This window comes from Streptomyces sp. NPDC045778, assembly GCF_056431945.1.
On record NZ_JBWKJZ010000064.1, the window covers coordinates 1 to 19,038 of the forward strand.

6 protein-coding genes are annotated in these 19,038 nt (G+C 72.4%); all 6 read left to right on the top strand.

Annotated elements, in window-relative coordinates; genetic code table 11:
• Positions 1 to 10 precede the first annotated feature (10 nt).
• The 6 genes from AC07GB_RS39220 to AC07GB_RS39245 all read left to right on the top strand — a co-directional run bounded on the left by AC07GB_RS39220 (position 11) and on the right by AC07GB_RS39245 (position 18,900).
• Complete coding sequence (locus AC07GB_RS39220) at positions 11 to 4,165, top strand: SDR family NAD(P)-dependent oxidoreductase (protein ID WP_478854283.1); 4,155 nt, start codon at positions 11 to 13, stop codon at positions 4,163 to 4,165.
• 129 nt (positions 4,166 to 4,294) lie between these two features.
• Positions 4,295 to 5,194, top strand: coding sequence for a proline iminopeptidase-family hydrolase (locus AC07GB_RS39225; RefSeq protein ID WP_478854273.1), 900 nt, complete (start codon positions 4,295 to 4,297; stop codon positions 5,192 to 5,194).
• A 49-nt stretch (positions 5,195 to 5,243) separates the two neighbouring features.
• Positions 5,244 to 15,365 (top strand): type I polyketide synthase, encoded by a 10,122-nt coding sequence (locus AC07GB_RS39230; RefSeq protein WP_478854275.1) that lies wholly within the window; start codon positions 5,244 to 5,246, stop codon positions 15,363 to 15,365.
• A 213-nt stretch (positions 15,366 to 15,578) separates the two neighbouring features.
• Entirely contained in the window at positions 15,579 to 17,219 is a 1,641-nt protein-coding gene (locus AC07GB_RS39235; protein WP_478854277.1) for an MFS transporter, read from the top strand.
• Between the two features lie 131 nt (positions 17,220 to 17,350).
• Positions 17,351 to 17,809, top strand: a complete 459-nt coding sequence (locus AC07GB_RS39240; RefSeq protein ID WP_478854279.1) for a cold shock domain-containing protein — start codon at positions 17,351 to 17,353, stop codon at positions 17,807 to 17,809.
• Between the two features lie 224 nt (positions 17,810 to 18,033).
• On the top strand, positions 18,034 to 18,900 hold the full coding sequence (locus AC07GB_RS39245) for a mycofactocin-coupled SDR family oxidoreductase (protein ID WP_478854281.1): 867 nt from the start codon (positions 18,034 to 18,036) through the stop codon (positions 18,898 to 18,900).
• Positions 18,901 to 19,038 lie beyond the last annotated feature (138 nt).

Genomic DNA, 19,038 nt, shown 5'->3' on the forward strand with positions numbered 1-19,038 from the left:
GCAGGGGGAGATCGCCGCGGCGTGTGTGGCGGGTGCGTTGTCGTTGGAGGACGGGGCGCGCGTGGTGGCGTTGCGCAGCCAGGTGATCCGGCAGGATCTGGCGGGGCACGGCGGCATGATGTCCGTCGCCCTCCCCGCCGACCGGGCCGAGAAGCTCCTGCCGGAGTGGCCCGGCCGCCTCGAACTGGCCGTGGTCAACAGCCCGTCCTCGGTGGTCGTCTGCGGTGAGCCCGCCGCCCTCGACCAGCTCAAGGCGCGGCTCGACGAGGAAGGGGTGCAGGCACGCCGCATCCCGGTGGACTACGCCTCGCACTCGACGTTCGTGGAGCACGTCCGGGAGCGGATCCTCGACGAACTCCGCGAGGTGACGCCCCGGTCGTCGGAGGTGGCGTTCTACTCCACGGTGACCGGGTCGAAGCTGGACACCGCCGCTCTGGACGCGGAGTACTGGTACCGCAACCTCCGCCAGACCGTGCGCTTCGAGGAGACCACGCGGGCCCTCCTGGGCGACGGCTTCGGGATCTTCATCGAGACCAGCCCGCACCCCGGCCTCCTCGTGGGCCTCATGGAGACCATCGAAGCCGCCGACGCCACGGCGACCGCCGTGGGCACGCTCCGCCGCGGCGAGGGCGGCCTGCCCCGCTTCACCGGCTCCCTCGCCCAGGCGTACGCGCACGGGGCGGCCGTGGACTGGTCGCGCCTGTTCGACGGCACCGGCGCCCGCCGCGTGGACCTGCCGACCTACGCCTTCCAGCGCGAGCACTACTGGCTGCCGACCCCCGTGACGGGCGCCGACCTCACGGCGCTCGGCCTCGACCCCGCCGGCCACCCGCTGCTCGGCGCGGCGGTGGAGATGCCCGAGACCGGCGGGGTGGCCTTCACCGGCCTGCTGTCGCAGACCACCCACGGCTGGCTCGCCGACCACGCGGCCGGCGGAGTGGTCCTGTTCCCGGGCACGGGCTTCCTGGAACTGGCGGTGCGCGCGGGCGACCAGGTCGGCTGCGACCGGGTCGAGGAGCTGACGCTCCAGTCCCCGCTGGTCCTGCCCGACCACGGCGGGGTGCGCGTCCACGTCGTGGTCGCTCCCGCCGACGAGGCCGGACGCCGCCAGGTCACCGTGTACGGACGCGCCGAAGGCACACCCGACCTGCCCTGGACCGCACACGCCACCGGAACGCTGGCCCCGGCGGCCACCGGGCCCGGCGGCACGGACACGGGTGCCGTCTCCGCTCCGTGGCCGCCGCGGGGCGCCGCGCCGATCGACGTCGAGGACCTCTACGACGGCCTCGCCGAGGCCGGACTCGACTACGGCCCGGCGTTCGCGGGGCTGCGCGCCGCCTGGCGGCGCGGCGACGACGTGTTCGCCGAGGTCGCCCTCGCCGACGAACTGCACGGCGACGCCGTGCGCTTCGGTCTGCATCCGGCGTTGCTCGACGCGGCCCTGCACGCGGTGGCGCTCACCGGTGCGGCTGGTGGGCGGGCCGCGTTGCCGTTCGCGTGGTCGGGGGTGGAGTTGCAGGCTTCGGGTGCTGTGGGGCTTCGGGTGCGAGTGCGTCCGGTGCGTGCGGGTGAGGTGGAGTTGGAGGTGGCGGACGCGGCTGGGTTGCCGGTGGCGTCGGTTGCTTCGTTGGTGTTGCGTGAGGTGGCTCTGGACCGGTTGTCGGTCGGCGGGGCGGCTGTTCACGAGTCGCTGTACGCACTGGGCTGGCCGCGAGTGGCGGAAAGCACGCCGGTCGCCGACCCGGTATCCGTGGGCGAGTGGGATGAGGTGTCGTCCGGCGGCGGTTCGGTGGCGGACGTGGTGGTGTTGCGTGGTGGCGGCGGTGGCATCGGTGACGCGGATGTCGTGCGTGCTGAGGCGTGTCGGGTGCTGTCGGTGGTGCAGACGTGGCTGGCCGAGGAGCGGTTCGCGGACTCGACCCTGGCGGTGGTGACCTCCGGCGCGGTGGCGGTGGATGGCGAGGAGGTCACTGATCTGGCTGGGGCCGCGGTGTGGGGTCTGGTGCGTTCGGCGCAGTCGGAGAACCCGGGGCGGATCGTCCTGGCCGACCTCGACGAGGGCGCTGACTCCCCTGCCGTCCTGGACGCCGTCGCCCCTCTGGTCCGAACCGGTGAGCCGCAGGTCGCGGTGCGCGCCGGGGTGGTTCATGCCGCGCGCCTTGAGCGTGTGGTCGGTGAGCCGGGTGGGCCGGTGCCGTTTACCACCGGTGGTCAGGTGCTGGTGACGGGTGGCACGGGTGGTCTGGGTTCGTTGGTGGCCCGGCACCTGGTTGTCGAGCATGGCGTGCGCAGCCTGTTGCTGACGAGCCGCCGGGGCCTGGAGGCCCCGGGTGCCGGTGAATTGGCGGAAGAGCTGTCCGGCCTGGGTGTCGAGGTGGAGGTGGTGGCGTGTGATGTGTCCGACCGGGACGCGCTGGCGTCTCTGTTGGCCGGGCGTTCGCTGACGGGTGTGGTGCATACGGCGGGTGTGCTGGATGACGGCACGATCGGCTCGCTGACCTCTGAGCGCATGGACCGGGTGTTGCGGCCGAAGGTGGATGCGGCGTGGCATCTGCACGAGCTGACGGCGGGGATGGACCTGTCGGCGTTCGTGCTGTTCTCGTCGGCTGCGGGCGTGATGGGGGCTCCGGGGCAGGCCAACTACGCCGCCGCCAACGCCTACTTGGACGCCCTGGCAGCTCATCGTCGTACGCAGGGACTTCCGGGCCTGTCCCTGGCCTGGGGCCTGTGGGACCAGGCCAGTGACATGACCGGGGCCATGGACGACGACGACCGTGCCCGGCTCGCACGCGGCGGCGTACGGCCGCTGTCCGCCGAAGAGGGCCTGGAGCTGTTCGACACGGCGGGACGCCTCGACCGTGCCGCGCTCGTCCCGATCCGCCTGGACCTGGCGGGCCTGACCGACCCCGACCTGCCCGACCTGCTGCGTGGCCTCGTACCGGCCCCGCGGCGCCGCTCGGCGGCCCGCGTGGACGCCGCGTCCCTGCGCCGACGCCTGTCCCGGCTCTCCGCGGAGGAGCAGGAGAAGGAGATCAGAGGGCTGGTCCTGACCAACGCGGCCCGGGTCCTCGGACACAGCGACGCCGCCTCGGTCGACCCGGACCGGCTCTTCCTGGAGTCGGGCTTCGACTCGCTCAGCGCGACACAGCTCCGTGCCGCCCTCAACACCGCGACCGGGCTTCGCCTGCCGCCCATGATCGTCTTCGACAGCAAGACCCCCGCCAACCTCGCCGGGCAGATCCGTTCCGAGCTGGCGGCGGAGCTGGAGTCGGGCGGCCCCGGCGACCCGGCGACCGCCCACGCCGCCCCCGACGGCGGCGCGGGCCCGGACACGCTCGGTGCCCTGTGGCGCGCCGGAGTGCTGGCCGGTGAGGTGCCCAAGACGTTCGCGATGCTGCGCGCCGCCGCCGACCTGCGCCCGCAGTTCACCTCATCCGCGGACCTGGAGCGGCTGCCGGAGCCGGTCACGCTCACCGAAGGGAGCACGTCCCCCCGGCTGATCTGCGTCTCCACCCCCATGGTGGCGGGCGGCGCACATCAACACGCCCGCCTCGCGGCCCCGTTCCGCGGCACACGCGGCGTCACCGCGCTGCCCCTGCCCGGGTTCGGACGCGGCGAACGACTGCCGGCGACCGCGGACGCCGCGGTCCAGGCGGTGGCGGACGGGGCGCTGCGCGCTGCCGACGGCGAACCGTTCGTCCTGGTCGGATACTCCTCGGGCGGCGTTCTCGCCTACGCGGCGGCCCACTACCTGGAGACGGTCAAGCAGGTCCGTCCGGCCGGAGTCGTCCTGCTCGACTCGTACGCCGTCACCGATCACGGCATGCCCACGGGCTTCGAGCACATGACGTACCGGATGCTGGAGATGGAGTCGACGTTCGGGCCGTACGACAGCGCCGAACTGACGGCGATGAGCCGCTACTTCCACTTCCTTCCCGCATTCACGCGGGCCGGTATCGAAGCCCCGGTCCTCTTCGTCGGCGTCGAGAAGTCCTTCATGCCTCCGAGCACGGATGCGGCGGAATCCGACGACTTCCCCAAGGCCCTTCCCTGGGACCCGGCGCACACCTTCGCCGTGGCCTCCGGAAATCACTTCACGCTGGTGGAGGAAGACGCGGAGGAAACGGCCGCGATCATCGACGAGTGGCTTCGTACGACCCTGTGAGCACCGTCTCGACGACCGCAGTGTGACCCGGCACGAGTAGGGGTGGCCGCGGAATCTTAGGGGATTCCCGGCCGCCCCGCCGCCCATAGTGTCGTGCTCAGAAGCGTTGAGTCGATTGAGGTGATTGCGTTGTCGCTGGCCCCCAGCGCCAAGGGCACGGTGCCATTCGGTGAACATCGGACGTGGTACCGGGTCACCGGTGAACTCCACGCCGACCGACCGCCTCTCGTCGTCGTCCACGGCGGCCCCGGCGCCACCCACGACTCGCTGGTCAACCTCGCCGCCCTGGCGGAACACGGGTGGCCGGTCGTCCACTACGACCAGATCGGCAACGGCGGCTCCAGCCACCTCCCGGACCGCGGCGCCGACTTCTGGACCGTGCCGCTGTTCCTCGACGAGCTGGACAACCTGCTGCGGCAGCTCGGCATCGCGGACGACTACGTGCTCTTCGGGCACTCCTGGGGCGGCATCCTGTCCGCCAAGCACGCCGCGGCCAGGCCCGGCGGACTGCGCGGACTGGTCCTCGCCAGCGCCCCGGCCTCCTACCCGCTGTGGCGCCGGGAGATGGATGTCCTCAGGGCTCAGCTCCCGCCGGGCGTCGACGAGACGCTGCGTCGGCACGAGGCCGCCGGGACGACCGACAGCAAGGAATACCTCGACGCCTCGATGGTCTTCTACAACAAGCACGTCTGCCGACTGCAACCGTGGCCGCGTGAATACACCGCCACGTTCATGGAGGTCTACAACGACCCGACGGTGTACTTCGCCATGAACGGGCCGACCGAATTCCACGTCACGGGAAGTCTGCGTGACTTCTCCGTGACCGACTGCGCGGCTGACATCGAGGTGCCGACCCTCCTTCTGTCGGGCCGCCACGACGAGGCGACCGAAACGGTGGTCCAGCCATACCGCGACCTCATTCCCGACGTCCGGTGGGAAGTCTTCGAAGAGTCCAGCCACGTGCCCAACCTCGAGGAGCCGGAGCGCTTCCGCGAGGTCCTGCTCCAGTTCCTGAAGGGGCTCGACTGACGTCGTCCGCTCCCACCGCCCTACCCGACCCGATCAGCAGAGGATCAAGGTGACAGTGGACGCATCCGTCGAGGAAGTCGTCGAGGCGCTCCGTAACGCGCTGGTGGAGAACGAGCGACTGCGGCAGCAGAACAACCGGCTGACCTCGGTGGCCGCGGACCCGATCGCCGTCGTCGGGATGGCATGCCGCTTTCCGGGCGGGGTGGCCTCCCCGGAGGACCTCTGGCGCCTCGTCTCCGAGGGGACGGACGCCATCTCCGACTTCCCGGCCGACCGGGGCTGGGACGTCGAGGGGCTGTACGACCCGCGGTCCGGAAAGCCTGGTACGAGCTACGTCCGCGAGGGCGGATTCCTCTACGACGCCGCCGAGTTCGACGCGGCGTTCTTCGGCATCAGCCCGCGTGAAGCACTGACCATGGACCCGCAGCAGCGGCTGCTCCTGGAGACGTCCTGGGAGGCGGTGGAGCGGGCCGGCGTCGACCCGGCTTCGCTGCGCGGCAGCCGCACCGGCGTCTTCGCCGGAGTGATCTACCACGACTACGGCATGGCCGGCGACAGCGCCACCACCGGCAACGGCAGCCTCGTCTCCGGCCGGGTGGCCTACTCCCTGGGCCTGGAAGGGCCCGCGGTCTCGATCGACACGGCCTGTTCGTCGTCGCTGGTGGCGATGCACTGGGCCATGCAGGCACTGCAACGCGGAGAGTGCTCGCTCGCGCTGGCCGGGGGCGTCACGGTGATGTCCACCCCCCAGACGTTCATCGAGTTCAGCGCCCTGCGCGGTCTGGCCCCCAACGGCCGCTGCAAGCCCTTCTCCGCCGCCGCCGACGGCACCTCCTGGGGCGAGGGCGCGGGCGTACTCGTGCTGGAACGCCTTTCCGACGCGCGGCGCAACGGGCATCCGGTGCTCGCGGTGGTGCGGGGTTCCGCGGTGAACCAGGACGGTGCCTCCAACGGCCTGACCGCGCCGAGCGGCCCCTCGCAGCAGCGGGTGATCCGGCAGGCACTGGCGGGCGCCGGGCTGAGCCCCGCGGACGTGGACGCCGTGGAGGCACACGGTACGGGGACGACGCTGGGCGACCCGATCGAGGCGCAGGCACTCCTTGCGACCTACGGCCAGGACCGGCCGGAGGGCCGTCCGCTGTGGCTCGGCTCGATCAAGTCCAACATCGGTCACACGCAGGCAGCCGCCGGTGTCGCCGGGGTCATCAAGATGGTCGAGGCGATGCGCCACGGCATGCTGCCCGGAACGCTGCACCTGGACGAACTCTCGCCGCACGTCGACTGGCAGGCCGGGGCGGTCGAACCGCTGGCCGAGAGCCGGGCGTGGCCCGAGCCCGACGGCCGCCCCCGGCGCGCCGGGGTCTCCTCCTTCGGCGCCAGTGGCACCAACGCCCATGTGATCCTTGAGCAGGTTCCGGTGTCCGAGGCCGCCGGTGTGGAGGAGGGCCTGCCCGGCGGTGCGGGCGGTCCGTCGGTGGTGCCGGTATCGGCCCGGAGCCCGCAGGCGCTGCGCGACCAGGCGCGACGCCTGCGGACCTTCTTGACCGCCCGGCCGGAGCGATCCGTGGCCGATGTCGCCTACTCGCTGGCCACCACCCGCACTGTCTTCGACCACCGGGCCGCACTCGTGGCGCGCGACCGCAGCGAACTCCTCACCCGCCTCGCGGCGTTGGCGGAGGGGGCGCCGTCGGCTGGTGTGGAGCGGGGTGTGGTGCGTGCTGGTGGTGCGACCGCGTTCTTGTTCACGGGGCAGGGGGCGCAGCGGGTGGGGATGGGCCGTGAGTTGTACGAGGTGTTCCCGGTGTTCGCCGAGGCGTTTGACGCGGCGTGCGCGGCGGTGGGCCTGGACCGGTCTGTGTTTGATGATGCGGGGTTGCTGGCGCGTACGGAGTTCACGCAGTCGGCGTTGTTCGCCGTGGAAGTAGCACTGTTCCGTCTGGTGGAGTCCTGGGGCCTGGTGCCGGACTTCGTGGGCGGGCACTCGGTGGGGGAGTTGGCGGCGGCTCATGTGGCGGGGGTGTTGTCGCTGGAGGATGCGGGTCGTGTGGTGGCGGCTCGTGGCCGGTTGATGCAGGCGCTGCCACCGGGTGGGGCGATGGTGTCCCTGGTGGCCACGGAGGACGAGGTCCTTGCAGCCCTGGTGGAGGGCGTGGACATTGCCGCGGTGAACGGTCCGCGGTCGGTGGTGATCTCCGGCGACGAGGACGCTGTACTCGCCGTTGCGTCGGGCTTTGAGCGCTCGCGGCGCCTGGAGGTGTCGCACGCGTTCCACTCGGCGCGGATGGAGCCGATGCTGGACGGCTTCCGCGCGGTAGTGGAGGAGGTGTCGTTCGCCGAGCCGCGGATTGCGATGACGGGTGCGGTCACGGATCCGGAGTACTGGGTGCGGCACGTGCGTGAAGCAGTCCGTTTCGCCGACGAGGTACGCGCTCTGCACACTGAAGGAGTACGTACGTTCCTGGAGCTGGGCCCCTCGGGTGTGCTGACCGCGATGGTCCAGGACTGCCTGGCCGACGCGGAGAACGTCTCGTGCGTGGCGGCGTTGCGTAAGGATGGCAGTGAGCCGGAAGCCCTGGTCACGGCGTTGGCCCGCTTGCACGTGAACGGGGCCCGGGTGGACTGGGAGGCCTTCTACGCCGGGCGCGGTGCGCGGCGTGTGGATCTTCCGACGTACGCCTTCCAGCGGGAGCCGTACTGGCTCTCGGCCACCGAATCCGCGGGCGCTGCTGCAAGCACGCTCCGCACCGACGACCCGGCCGGGGCGGATTTCTGGACGGCGGTGGACAACGAGGACCGGGACGCGCTGGCCACGCTGTTGGCCGACGGCGCCGACACCGGTCCGGAGCAGCTGGGCGAACAGCTCGACAGGCTGCTTCCCGCCCTGTCCTCCTGGCACCGGCGCCGTCGGGACACCTCCGCCGTCGACGCCTTGCGGTACCGCGTGACCTGGAAGCCGCTGAGCGACGGGGCGATCGGGGCCTCCGGAGACCCGGGCGGCCTGTCGGGGAGCTGGCTGGTGGTGCACGCGGCCGCCGACGCCGGCACCGACGCCGTGGACTTCGCCGCGCGGGCGGTGGCGGCGCACGGTGCCCGCCCCGTCCTGGTGGCCGTCCCCGAGGGGACCGACCGGCAGGCGCTCGCCGCCCGCCTTACCGACGTCGTGAGCGGCTGTGCCGAGACCGCTCCGGTCACCGGCGTACTGTCCCTGCTGGCCCTGGCCGAAGGCAGCCACCCGGCGCACGCGGAGCTTCCGGCGGCCCTCGCGCTCACCCTCGTACTGGCCCAGGCGCTGGACGACGCCGGGGTGGCCGCGCCGCTGTGGCTGGCCACCCGCGGGGCGGTCGCGGCGGCCGCCACGGACACGGTGGACCATCCGGAGCAGGCACAGGTGTGGGGCCTGGGGCAGACCCTGGGACTCGAACAGCCGCACCGATGGGGCGGGTTGATCGATCTGCCGGCCACCCTGGACGAACGTGCGCTGGTCCGGCTGGGCGGCGTACTCGCGAGGGCGCGCGGTGAGGCCGGGAGCGAGGACCAGGTGGCGGTGCGCGCCGCCGGAGCCTTCGTACGACGACTCGTACGGGCGACGGGGAACGGCGGCCCGGCCGAGGCGTGGCGGCCTTCCGGCACCGTGCTGATCACCGGGGGCACCGGCGCCCTGGGCGCCCACGTCGCCCGCCGGCTCGCCCACAACGGCGCCGGGCACCTGGTGCTGACCAGCCGCCGGGGCCCGCAGGCGCCCGGCGCGGCGCAGCTGCGGTCCGAACTCGCCGAACTGGGCGCCGATGTGACCATCGCCTCCTGCGACGCGGCCGACCGCGAGCAACTGTCCGCGCTGGTGTCGGCCATGGCCGAGCGCGGCACGCCCATCCGCGCGGTGGTGCACGCCGCGGGCGTGGACGCCACGGGAGACCTTGCGCGGCTGACCTCCGCCGAACTCGCCGACACCCTGCGTGCCAAGACGGCGGGCGCCGCTCACCTGGACGAACTGTTCACCGACGACCCCCTCGACGCCTTCGTGCTGTTCTCCTCCGTCGCGGGCGTCTGGGGAGGCGGCGGACAGGCGGCGTACGCCGCGGCCAACGCCTTCCTCGACGCGCTGGCGGAACGACGCCGGGCGCGCGGCCTCGCGGCGACCGCCATCGCCTGGGGTCCGTGGGCGGAGGCGGGAATGGCCGCGCAGGGTGACGACGAGGAGCTGCTCCGGCAGCAGGGGCTCCCGCCGATGAAGCCCGACCTCGCGGTCAACGCGCTGGAGCGCGCCCTGACCGAGGCAGCCGCCACGCTGACCGTCGCCGACGTCGTGTGGGACCGGTTCGCCGTCGGATTCACCGCGGCACGCCCGAGCCCCCTCCTCGGCGACCTGGCCGAGGTCCGCGAGGTCCTGGCCGCGGGGTCCGCCGGGCCCGCGGGCGACGACGCCGCCACCTCCGACCTGCTGCGAAGGCTGGACGGCCTGGACCGGGACGCCCAGCAGGCGGTGCTCCTCGACCTGGTGCGCCACCAGGCGGCCCTCGTCCTCGGCCACGCCACGAGCGACGCCGTCGAGAACGACCTGGTCTTCCGCGACCTGGGCTTCGACTCGCTGACGGCGGTGGAGTTCCGCAACCGTCTGAACGAGGCGACCGGGCTGCGGCTGCCCGCGACCCTGGTCTTCGACCACCCGACGCCCGTGGTCCTGGCCCGGTACCTGACGGGTGAGCTGTCCGGTACGGCCGCTGAGGACGAGCGGAGTGCCCTCGTGCCCGCGTCGGCCGCCGCCGACGACGACCCGATCGCCATCGTCGCGATGAGCTGCCGCTTCCCCGGAGGCGTGCGCTCCCCGGAGGACCTGTGGCGGCTGGTGGCCGACTCCGTGGACGCCGTCTCCCCGTTCCCCGCCGACCGCGGCTGGGACATCGACTCCGTCTACCACCCCGAACCGGGGCACCCCGGCACCAGCTACGCGCGGGAAGGCGGGTTCCTCCCCGACGCGGGCGAGTTCGACGCCGACTTCTTCGGGATCAGCCCCAAGGAAGCGCTGGCGATGGACCCGCAGCAGCGGCTGCTCCTGGAGACCGCCTGGGAGACGGTGGAGCGGGTCGGCGTCGACCCCTCCTCGCTGCGCGGCACCCGCACCGGGGTCTTCACCGGCGGCTCGTACTACGACTACGGCGCCGACCTGGTGCGGCTGCCTGAGGAACTCTCCGGCTACTCCAGCATCGGCCGTGCGAGCAGCGTGCTCTCCGGCCGCATCGCCTACACCTTCGGGTTCGAGGGGCCCGCGGTGACGGTGGACACGGCGTGCTCGTCGTCGCTCGTGGCGCTGCACTGGGCCATCCAGTCGCTGCGGTCGGGGGAGTGCTCGCTGGCTCTCGCGGGCGGTGTGACCGTCATGTCCACCCCGGAGACCTTCATCGACTTCAGCGCGCAGCGCGGCCTCGCCCCCGACGGCCGCTGCAAGCCCTTCGCCGACGCCGCGGACGGCACCGGCTGGGCCGAAGGCGTCGGCTGGCTCCTGGTGGAGCGCCTTTCGGACGCGCGGCGCAACGGGCACCCGGTGCTCGCGGTGGTACGGGGTTCCGCGGTGAACCAGGACGGTGCCTCCAACGGCCTGACCGCGCCGAGCGGCCCCTCCCAGCAGCGGGTGATCCGGCAGGCGCTGGCGGTGGCGGGTCTCGCACCGGGTGACGTGGACGCGGTGGAGGCGCACGGCACCGGCACCAGGCTGGGTGACCCGATCGAGGCGCAGGCACTCCTTGCCACCTACGGCCAGGACCGTCCGGAGGACCAGCCGCTGTGGCTGGGGTCGATCAAGTCGAACATCGGCCACACGCAGGCGGCCGCGGGTGTGGCCGGGGTCATCAAGATGGTCGAGGCGATGCGCCATGGCGTGCTGCCGCAGTCGTTGCACGTGGATCAGCCGTCGAAGGAAGTGGACTGGTCGGCGGGTGCGGTGGAACTGTTGACGGAGGCGCGCCAGTGGCCCGAGCCCGACGGCCGGCCCCGGCGTGCCGGTGTCTCCTCCTTCGGCATCAGCGGCACCAACGCCCATGTGATTCTGGAGCAGGTTCCGGTGTCCGAGGCCGCCGGTGCGGAGGAAGCCCAGCAGGACGGTGCGGGCGGTCCGTCGGTGGTGCCGGTGTCGGCCCGGAGCCCGCAGGCGCTGCGCGACCAGGCACGACGACTGTTGACGTCCCTGGTCGACCGGCCGCGCCAGTCGGTGGCCGATGTCGCCTACTCGCTGGCCACTACCCGTACGGTCTTCGATCACCGGGCCGCACTGGTGGCGAGTGACCGGGCTGAACTCCTGGAAGGCCTGGGCGCGTTGGCGCGGGGGGAGGCCGTGCCACGGCTTTCCGTCGGCCGCGTGGCCAAGGGCAAGACCGCGTTCTTGTTCACGGGTCAGGGTGCGCAGCGGGTCGGTATGGGCCGTGAGTTGTACGAGGTGTTCCCGGTGTTCGCCGAGGCGTTCGATGCGGCGTGCGCGGCGGTGGGCCTGGACCGTTCCGTGTTTGATGATGCGGGGTTGCTGGCGCGTACGGAGTTCACGCAGTCGGCCCTGTTCGCCGTGGAAGTGGCGTTGTTCCGCCTGGTGGAGTCTTGGGGCCTGGTGCCGGACTTCGTGGGCGGTCACTCGGTAGGGGAGTTGGCGGCGGCTCATGTGGCGGGGGTGTTGTCGCTGGAGGATGCGGGCCGTGTGGTGGCGGCTCGTGGCCGGTTGATGCAAGCCCTGCCACCGGGTGGGGCGATGGTGTCCCTGGTGGCCACGGAGGACGAGGTCCGTGCAGCCCTGGTGGAGGGCGTGGACATTGCCGCGGTGAACGGTCCGCGGTCGGTGGTCATCTCCGGCGACGAGGACGCTGTACTCGCCGTTGCGGCGGGGTTTGAGCGCTCGCGGCGCCTGGAGGTGTCGCACGCGTTCCACTCGGCGCGGGTGGAGCCGATGCTGGACGACTTCCGCGCCGTGGTGGAGGGGGTGTCGTTCGCCGAGCCGCGGATCGCGATGACGGGTGCGGTCACGGATCCGGAGTACTGGGTACGGCACGTGCGTGAAGCAGTCCGTTTCGCCGACGAGGTACGCGCTCTGCACACTGAAGGAGTACGTACGTTCCTGGAGCTGGGCCCCTCGGGTGTGCTGACCGCGATGGTCCAGGACTGCCTGGCCGACGCGGAGAACGTCTCGTGCGTGGCGGCGTTGCGTAAGGATGGCAGTGAGCCGGAAGCCCTGGTCACGGCGTTGGCCCGGTTGCATGTGAACGGGGCCCGGGTGGACTGGGAGGCCTTCTACGCCGGGCGCGGAGCCCGGCGTGTGGATCTTCCGACGTACGCCTTCCAGCGTGAGCGGTACTGGCTGGACACCTCGGGTGCTGGTGGGGGTGATGTGGCGTCGGTGGGTCTGGATGCCGCTGATCACCCGCTGCTGGGCGCGGTGGTGGTGTCGCCGGGCGAGGGCGGGGTGGTCCTCACCGGGCGGCTCGCGACGGCCACGCACCCCTGGCTCGCCGACCACCAGCTGGGAGACGCGGTGGTGCTGCCGGGCACCGCCTTCGTCGAGCTGATGACCCGGGCGGGCGACGAGGTCGGCTGCGACCAGATCGAAGAACTGACCCTGCGGACACCGCTGTTGCTGCCGGATACGGGAGCTGTCCAGGTGCAGGTCGTCGTCGGAGGCGCTGTTGACGACGACGGCGGCCGACGCGAGGCCGCTGTCTACTCCCGCGCTCAGGACGCGGCGTCCGACCAGGAGTGGGTCCTGCACGCCGAGGGCACCTTGGCCGCCGGAGCGGGAGAGCCCGCCGTCGGCCTCACGGAGTGGCCGCCCCCGGGCGCGCTCGCGGTCGACGTCGGCGAGGCGTACGACCGACTGCTGCGGCGGGCCCATGTGTACGGCCCGGCCTTCCGAGGCCTGCGGTCGGCCTGGCGGCGCGGCGACGAGGTGTTCGCCGAGGTCGCCCTGCCCGAGCCGGTCAGGGCGGAGGCGGACCGATTCGGTCTGCACCCGGCGCTGTTGGACGCCGCGCTCCAGGCGGGGCTGCTGGCCGGGCCGGACGGGGGCGCCCTCGTTCTGCCGTCCGCTTGGCGCGGGGTCCGCCTGAGGGCGACGGGCGCGTCGGCTCTGCGGGTCCGGCTTGCGCCGGGCGAGCAGGACGACTGGTCCCTCACCGCGGCTGACGAGGACGGCCGCCCCGTGGCGTCGGTGGCGTCGCTGGCCTGGCGGCCGGTGGCACCTGATGCCCTCGATCCGGCGCGCGGCCGTCACCACGAGGACTTGTTCCACGTGGAGTGGCAGCCGCTCCCCGGCACGTCCCGGCCGGCCACGCCGCCCGCGGGCCTCGTGGACTGGACGGACGCCGTCCTGAGCGGACGCGGCTCCAGTTCCGGCTCCGGCTCCGGCTCCAGCTCCGGTGACGGGAAGGACGCGGGCGCTGCGGCACCGGAACACGTGGTGCTGCTCTGCCCGACAGCGGTCGGTGACGTGCCCGACGACATGCACGCGGTGGCCCGCGGCGTACTGGCGGCGGTCCAGGCGTGGCTGGCCGACGAGCGGTTCACCCACGCGAAGCTGGTCGTTGCCACCAGCGGCGCGGTCGACGGAGCCGACGTGCGGCTGGCCCCCGTGTGGGGTCTCGTCCGGGCGGCCGAAGCCGAGAACCCCGGCCGGTTCGTCCTCGTGGACCTGGACGAGACCGACGAGTCCTACCAGGCGATGGCGGACGCGGTCGGCACCGGCGAACCGGAGCTGGCGATCCGCAGGGGAGAGGTGCTGGTCCCCCGGCTCGCCCGGGTGCCGCGCACGAGGACGGCACCGCCGCCCGCCGAGGCGCCGGCCCTGGAGACCGCCGCGGACGGCACGCCGGACCCGCTGCCGTGGGACACCGAGGGCACGGTCCTGATCACCGGCGGGGCTGGGGCGCCGGGCGCCGCGCTGGCGCGCCACCTGGTCACCGCGTGCGGGGTGCGGCACCTGCTGCTGACCGACGGCGGGGGCCCGGAGAGCCCGGACACGGCAGGACTGGCCGCCGAACTCACCGACGCGGGCGCCGAGGTGGAGGTCGTCGCGTGCGACGCGGCCGACCGGGACGCCCTGGCCGGCCTGCTGGCGGCCATCCCTGCCGAGCGTCCGCTGACCGGAGTGGTGCACACCGCGGGTGTCCACCACGGTGCGCTGGTCGGCGCGGTGACTGCGGAGGCGTTGACGACGGCACTGCGCTCGGAGGGAGAGGCCGCGTGGCACCTCCACGAACTCACCAAGGACCTGGGCCTGTCGGCGTTCGTCCTGCTCTCCGGGGCGGGCGGCCTGCTGATGTCCGCCGGGCGGGCTCCGTACGCGGCGGCCGACGCCTTCCTGGACGCGCTGGCCGCGCACCGCAGGGCCCAGGGGCTGCCCGCCACCTCCTTGGCGTTCGGCCCCTGGGAGTCCCGTGCGGAAGCGGGTGAGGGCGAGCGGACCCGAGCCCACCGCCACGGCGTGCTGACGCTTCCCGCGGCCGACGGGCTCGCGCTCTTCGACGCGGCGCTCGGCAGCGACCGGGCGGCGGTCGTGCCGGTCAGGCTGGACACCGCCGTGCTGCGCTCACTGGCCGCGGCCGAGGGGATCCCGGCCCTGTACCACGGTCTTGTGCGGGTGCCGGCCCGGCAGACCGCGCGCGGCGAAGGCGCCCTCACGACGGAGGATTTCGCCCGGCGCCTCGCCGGACTGCCCGCGGCCGAGCGGCGACGCACGGTCCTCGACCTGGTGCGCACCCACGTCGCCGGGGTGCTCGGCCACGCCTCCTTGGACGCGGTGGGCCCCGACCGGCCGTTCCAGGAGCTGGGCTTCGACTCCCTCTCCGCGGTGGAGCTGCGCAACCGCCTGGACGCGGCCACCGGCCTTCGCCTGCCGACGACCCTGGTCTTCGACCATCCGACCGCACAGGCGGCGGCCGCGTACGTCGACGGCCTCATGGCACCCCCGGGCACCGACGACACGCAACCCGTCCTCGCGGAACTGGACCGGCTGGAGGCGCTGCTCGGCTCGCTCCCGCCGTCGTCGGACGGCGGCACCAGGATCACCGCGCGCCTTGACGTCCTGCTGCGGAAGTGGCACGCCGCGCGGGCGGACGAGACACCGGAGGAGGAGCTGTCGTACGAGACGGCCACCGACGACGAACTGTTCGACGCCTTGGACGGTGAGCTGGGCATCGCCTGATCCACGCGCCTTCCGCCCGTGAAGGCCCCCCCGTACGCCCCGCCGACGTTTTTCCGCGTCGGCGGGGCGTACGCGTTCCCGCCCGAATTCCCGACCGGTGCCAACCAGGCCTATTCCGGTTCGTGTTGACACCCCAACCAGATCTGCGTATAACGTAAACACAAGAGTCTACGAGCTATACAGTTTCCCGCTCGATCAAGTGGAGAGCAATCGATGAGCACACTCACGCAGGGGTCCTCGGCGGCCTCCGGTCCTGGCAAGGGGCACCCGAGGCGATGGGCGGCGCTCGGCGTCCTGTGCGTCGCCGCGCTCGTCATCAGCGTCGACCTCACGGTGTTGCAGCTGGCCATTCCGTCGCTGACCGAAGAGCTGGACCCGGCCCCGACGTCCAGCCAGATCCTGTGGATCGCCGACATCTACGGCCTGGCCATGGCCGGCCTGCTGGTCACGATGGGCATCGTGGGCGACCGGGTCGGCCGCAGGAAGCTGCTGGTCTTCGGCGCGGTGGTGTTCGCGGCGGCCTCCGCCCTGATCGCCTGGTCACCCAGCCCGAACCTGCTGATCGCGGGCCGTGCGCTGCTCGGCATCGGCGGCGCCACCATCTACCCGACCACGCTGTCGATCATCCGTGACATGTTCACGGACTCCAAGGAGCGGACCACGGCCGTCGGCATCTGGACCGGCATGGTCAGCGGTGGCACGGCGCTCGGCCCGATCATCGGCGGCCCGCTGCTCGACAACTTCTGGTGGGGCTCGGTCTTCCTGATCAACCTGCCGCTGATGGCGATCGTCTTCCTGGGCGGCCTGTTCCTGGTGCCCGAGTCGCGCAACCCCCGCCCCGGCCGCCTCGACGTGCCCAGCGTGCTGCTTTCGATCATCGGCATCATGGGCCTGGTCTACGCCATCCAGGAGTCCGCTCGCGACGGCTTCGGCGAGCCGAAGATCCTCGTGGTCGGGGCCATCGGCCTGGTCTCGATGGTGCTGTTCGTCTGGCGCCAGGGGCGCCTGGAGACCCCGATCCTCGATGTGACGCTGTTCCGCAACCGCGCCTTCGCCGGGGCCTTCACGGCCAACACCTTCACGATGTTCGCGTCCGTCGGCTCGCTGCTGCTGGTCAGCCAGTACCTGCAATTCGTGCACGACTGGTCGCCGATGCGGGCCGCGCTCGCCCTGCTGCCGCCCGCCATCATGGGCATGATCAGCGCCCCGTTCGTGGGGATGCTGATCCCCCGCCTCGGCCAGGGACGCGTGGTGGCCCTGGGCCTCGGCCTGCTGGCGCTCGCGATGTTCCTCTACAGCTTCACCGACGTGGACGCCGGCTACCAGGCCCTGCTCATCCCGACGATCGTGCACGGCGTCGCCGCCGCGTGCATCTTCGCCTGCACGGTCGACATCATCATCAACAGCGCCCCGCCGGAGAAGTCGGGCATCGCGTCGGGCATCGCCACGACCGGCGGCGAACTGGGCGCGGCGCTGGGCATGTCGGTGCTCGGCACCATCCTCAACACCGTCTACCGGGACAACGTCAGCCTCCCGTCGGGGCTCTCGGACAAGGCCGCGCATGCCGCCGGGGACTCGCTGGGCGCCGCGCTCGAAGTGGCCGCCCACGCGCCCAAGGAGCTTGCCGACAAGCTGGTGCCCTCGGCGATGTCCTCGTTCATGGACGGCATGCACGCGGCCGTCCTGTTCAACGCCTGCCTGCTCGGCACGGTCTGCCTCCTTACCCTCTTCGCGCTGCGCGACCTGCCCAAGACCTTCGAGCACCCGGAGGAGGACGAGGAGGCGCCGGCGCCCGACGCGGAGGAGCGTGTCGCGCGGACCCCGTCGGGCGGCGGTCTGCCCACCGACGGCTGAGCACGAGCCGCACGCCGGATGACCGGCCCGGTCATGCGATGCAGTCCCAGCAGTCCCAGCAGTCCCAGCAGGCCTTGTAGGCCTAGTAGTCCCAGCAGTCCTGGCAGTCCTGGCAGTCCTATGGAAGAAAGGTGAACGCGGTGCCGGTGGGCAAGATCCTTCGTTTCGACGAGGCTCGAGGGTACGGATTCATCAGGCCGCGGGACGGCGGAGCCGATGTCTTCCTGCACGCCAACGACTTCCTCTCCGACGCGCAGCTGCTTCAGCCGGGCGCTGTGGTCGAGTTCGAGGCGGAGGAGAGCGAGCGCGGCGTGCGGGCGGTCACGGTGCGGAACGCCGGCGAGCGGTCCTGCGAACCCGCGGCCGTCGGCGCGCGGCCCGTCGCCGAGGCGCGGGCCCGCCCCGCGCCGGAGCCGACCGGCCACGGCCGGCCGCGGCTGCGCGGGGAGGCGCTCTCCACGTCGGAGTTCCTGCGGGAGGTGACCGACGTGATCATCTCCGGGGCGCCGACCGCGACGGGGCTCCAGATCGCCCAGATCCGGCAGTGCTTCAGCGAGGTGGCGCGCAGCCACGGGTGGGTTCTCGATTGACCGGGTCCACGTCCGCAGAAGCCGGTTAATGCCCTTCGCAGTGATCCTGCGAAGGGCATTAATGCTGTGCCCCTAAAAGCCCGGGGGAACGGTGAATAGGGGTCGTCCGCCGTATCGCCGCCGTTCCCGGCGGCGATAGAAAGGTCCTGACTTTCGGTGATGCCGATGGTTTCCGAAAAGAGCTTTCCGTGGAGAGCTTTTCGTGAAGAGCAGCGGAGGACGGTATGGACCGTGTAGTGGACAAAGTCGTCGCGATCACCGGTGCGGCGCGCGGCCTCGGGCGCAGCCACGCCCTGCGACTGGCCGAGGAGGGCGCCGACATCATCGCGCTCGACGTGTGTGAGGACGCCTCGACCGCCCAGTACGCGGGAGCCACCCCGTCCGACCTGGACGAGACGGCACGGCTGGTCGAGAAGACCGGCCGGCGGGTGGTCACCCGTCAGGTCGACGTGCGCGACCGCGTCGCCCTCGCGGCGGCGCTCGGCGAAGCCGTCGCCGAACTGGGCCGCCTCGACGTGGTGATCGCCAACGCGGGCATCAGCCCGATCGGCCCCGACCTGCCGGTCAGCGCCTTCACCGAGGCCCTCGACGTCAACCTCGTCGGCGCGATGAACACGGTGCACGCCGCGCTGCCGCACCTGGGCGACGGTTCCTCGATCATCCTCACCGGATCGGTGGCCGCGCTCATGCCCCGGTACGACGGGGCCAACGGGGTCGGCCACGGCGCGGCGGGCTACGCCTTCTCCAAGCACGTCATCGCCGAGTACGCGGAGCGGCTCGCGGTGCGGCTCGCGCCCTCCGGCACCCGGGTCAACGTGGTGCACCCGACCAACGCCCCCACCGACCTGATCAAGAACCCCGCGGCCTTCCGTACGTTCCGTCCGGATCTGGAGAACCCCACGGCCGACGACGTCGAGATGGTCTTCCGCTCGATGCACGGGATGCCCATCGCCTACCTGGACTCCGCCGACGTCTCCCACGCGGTGGTCTTCCTGGCCTCCGACGAGTCCCGCTACATCACCGGCGCCCAGCTCAAGATCGACGCCGGGATGATCGGCAAGATGGAGGCCGGCTTCAACCCCATGGGCTGACGTCCGCCCGCCACGGGCACAACGCCGAGGGGGGGGGGGGGGGGGGGGGGGGGGGGGGGGGGGGGGGGGGGGGGGGGGGGGGGGGGGGGGGGGGCGGGTGGGGGGGGGGGGGGGGGGGGGGGGGGCTGGGGGGGTGGG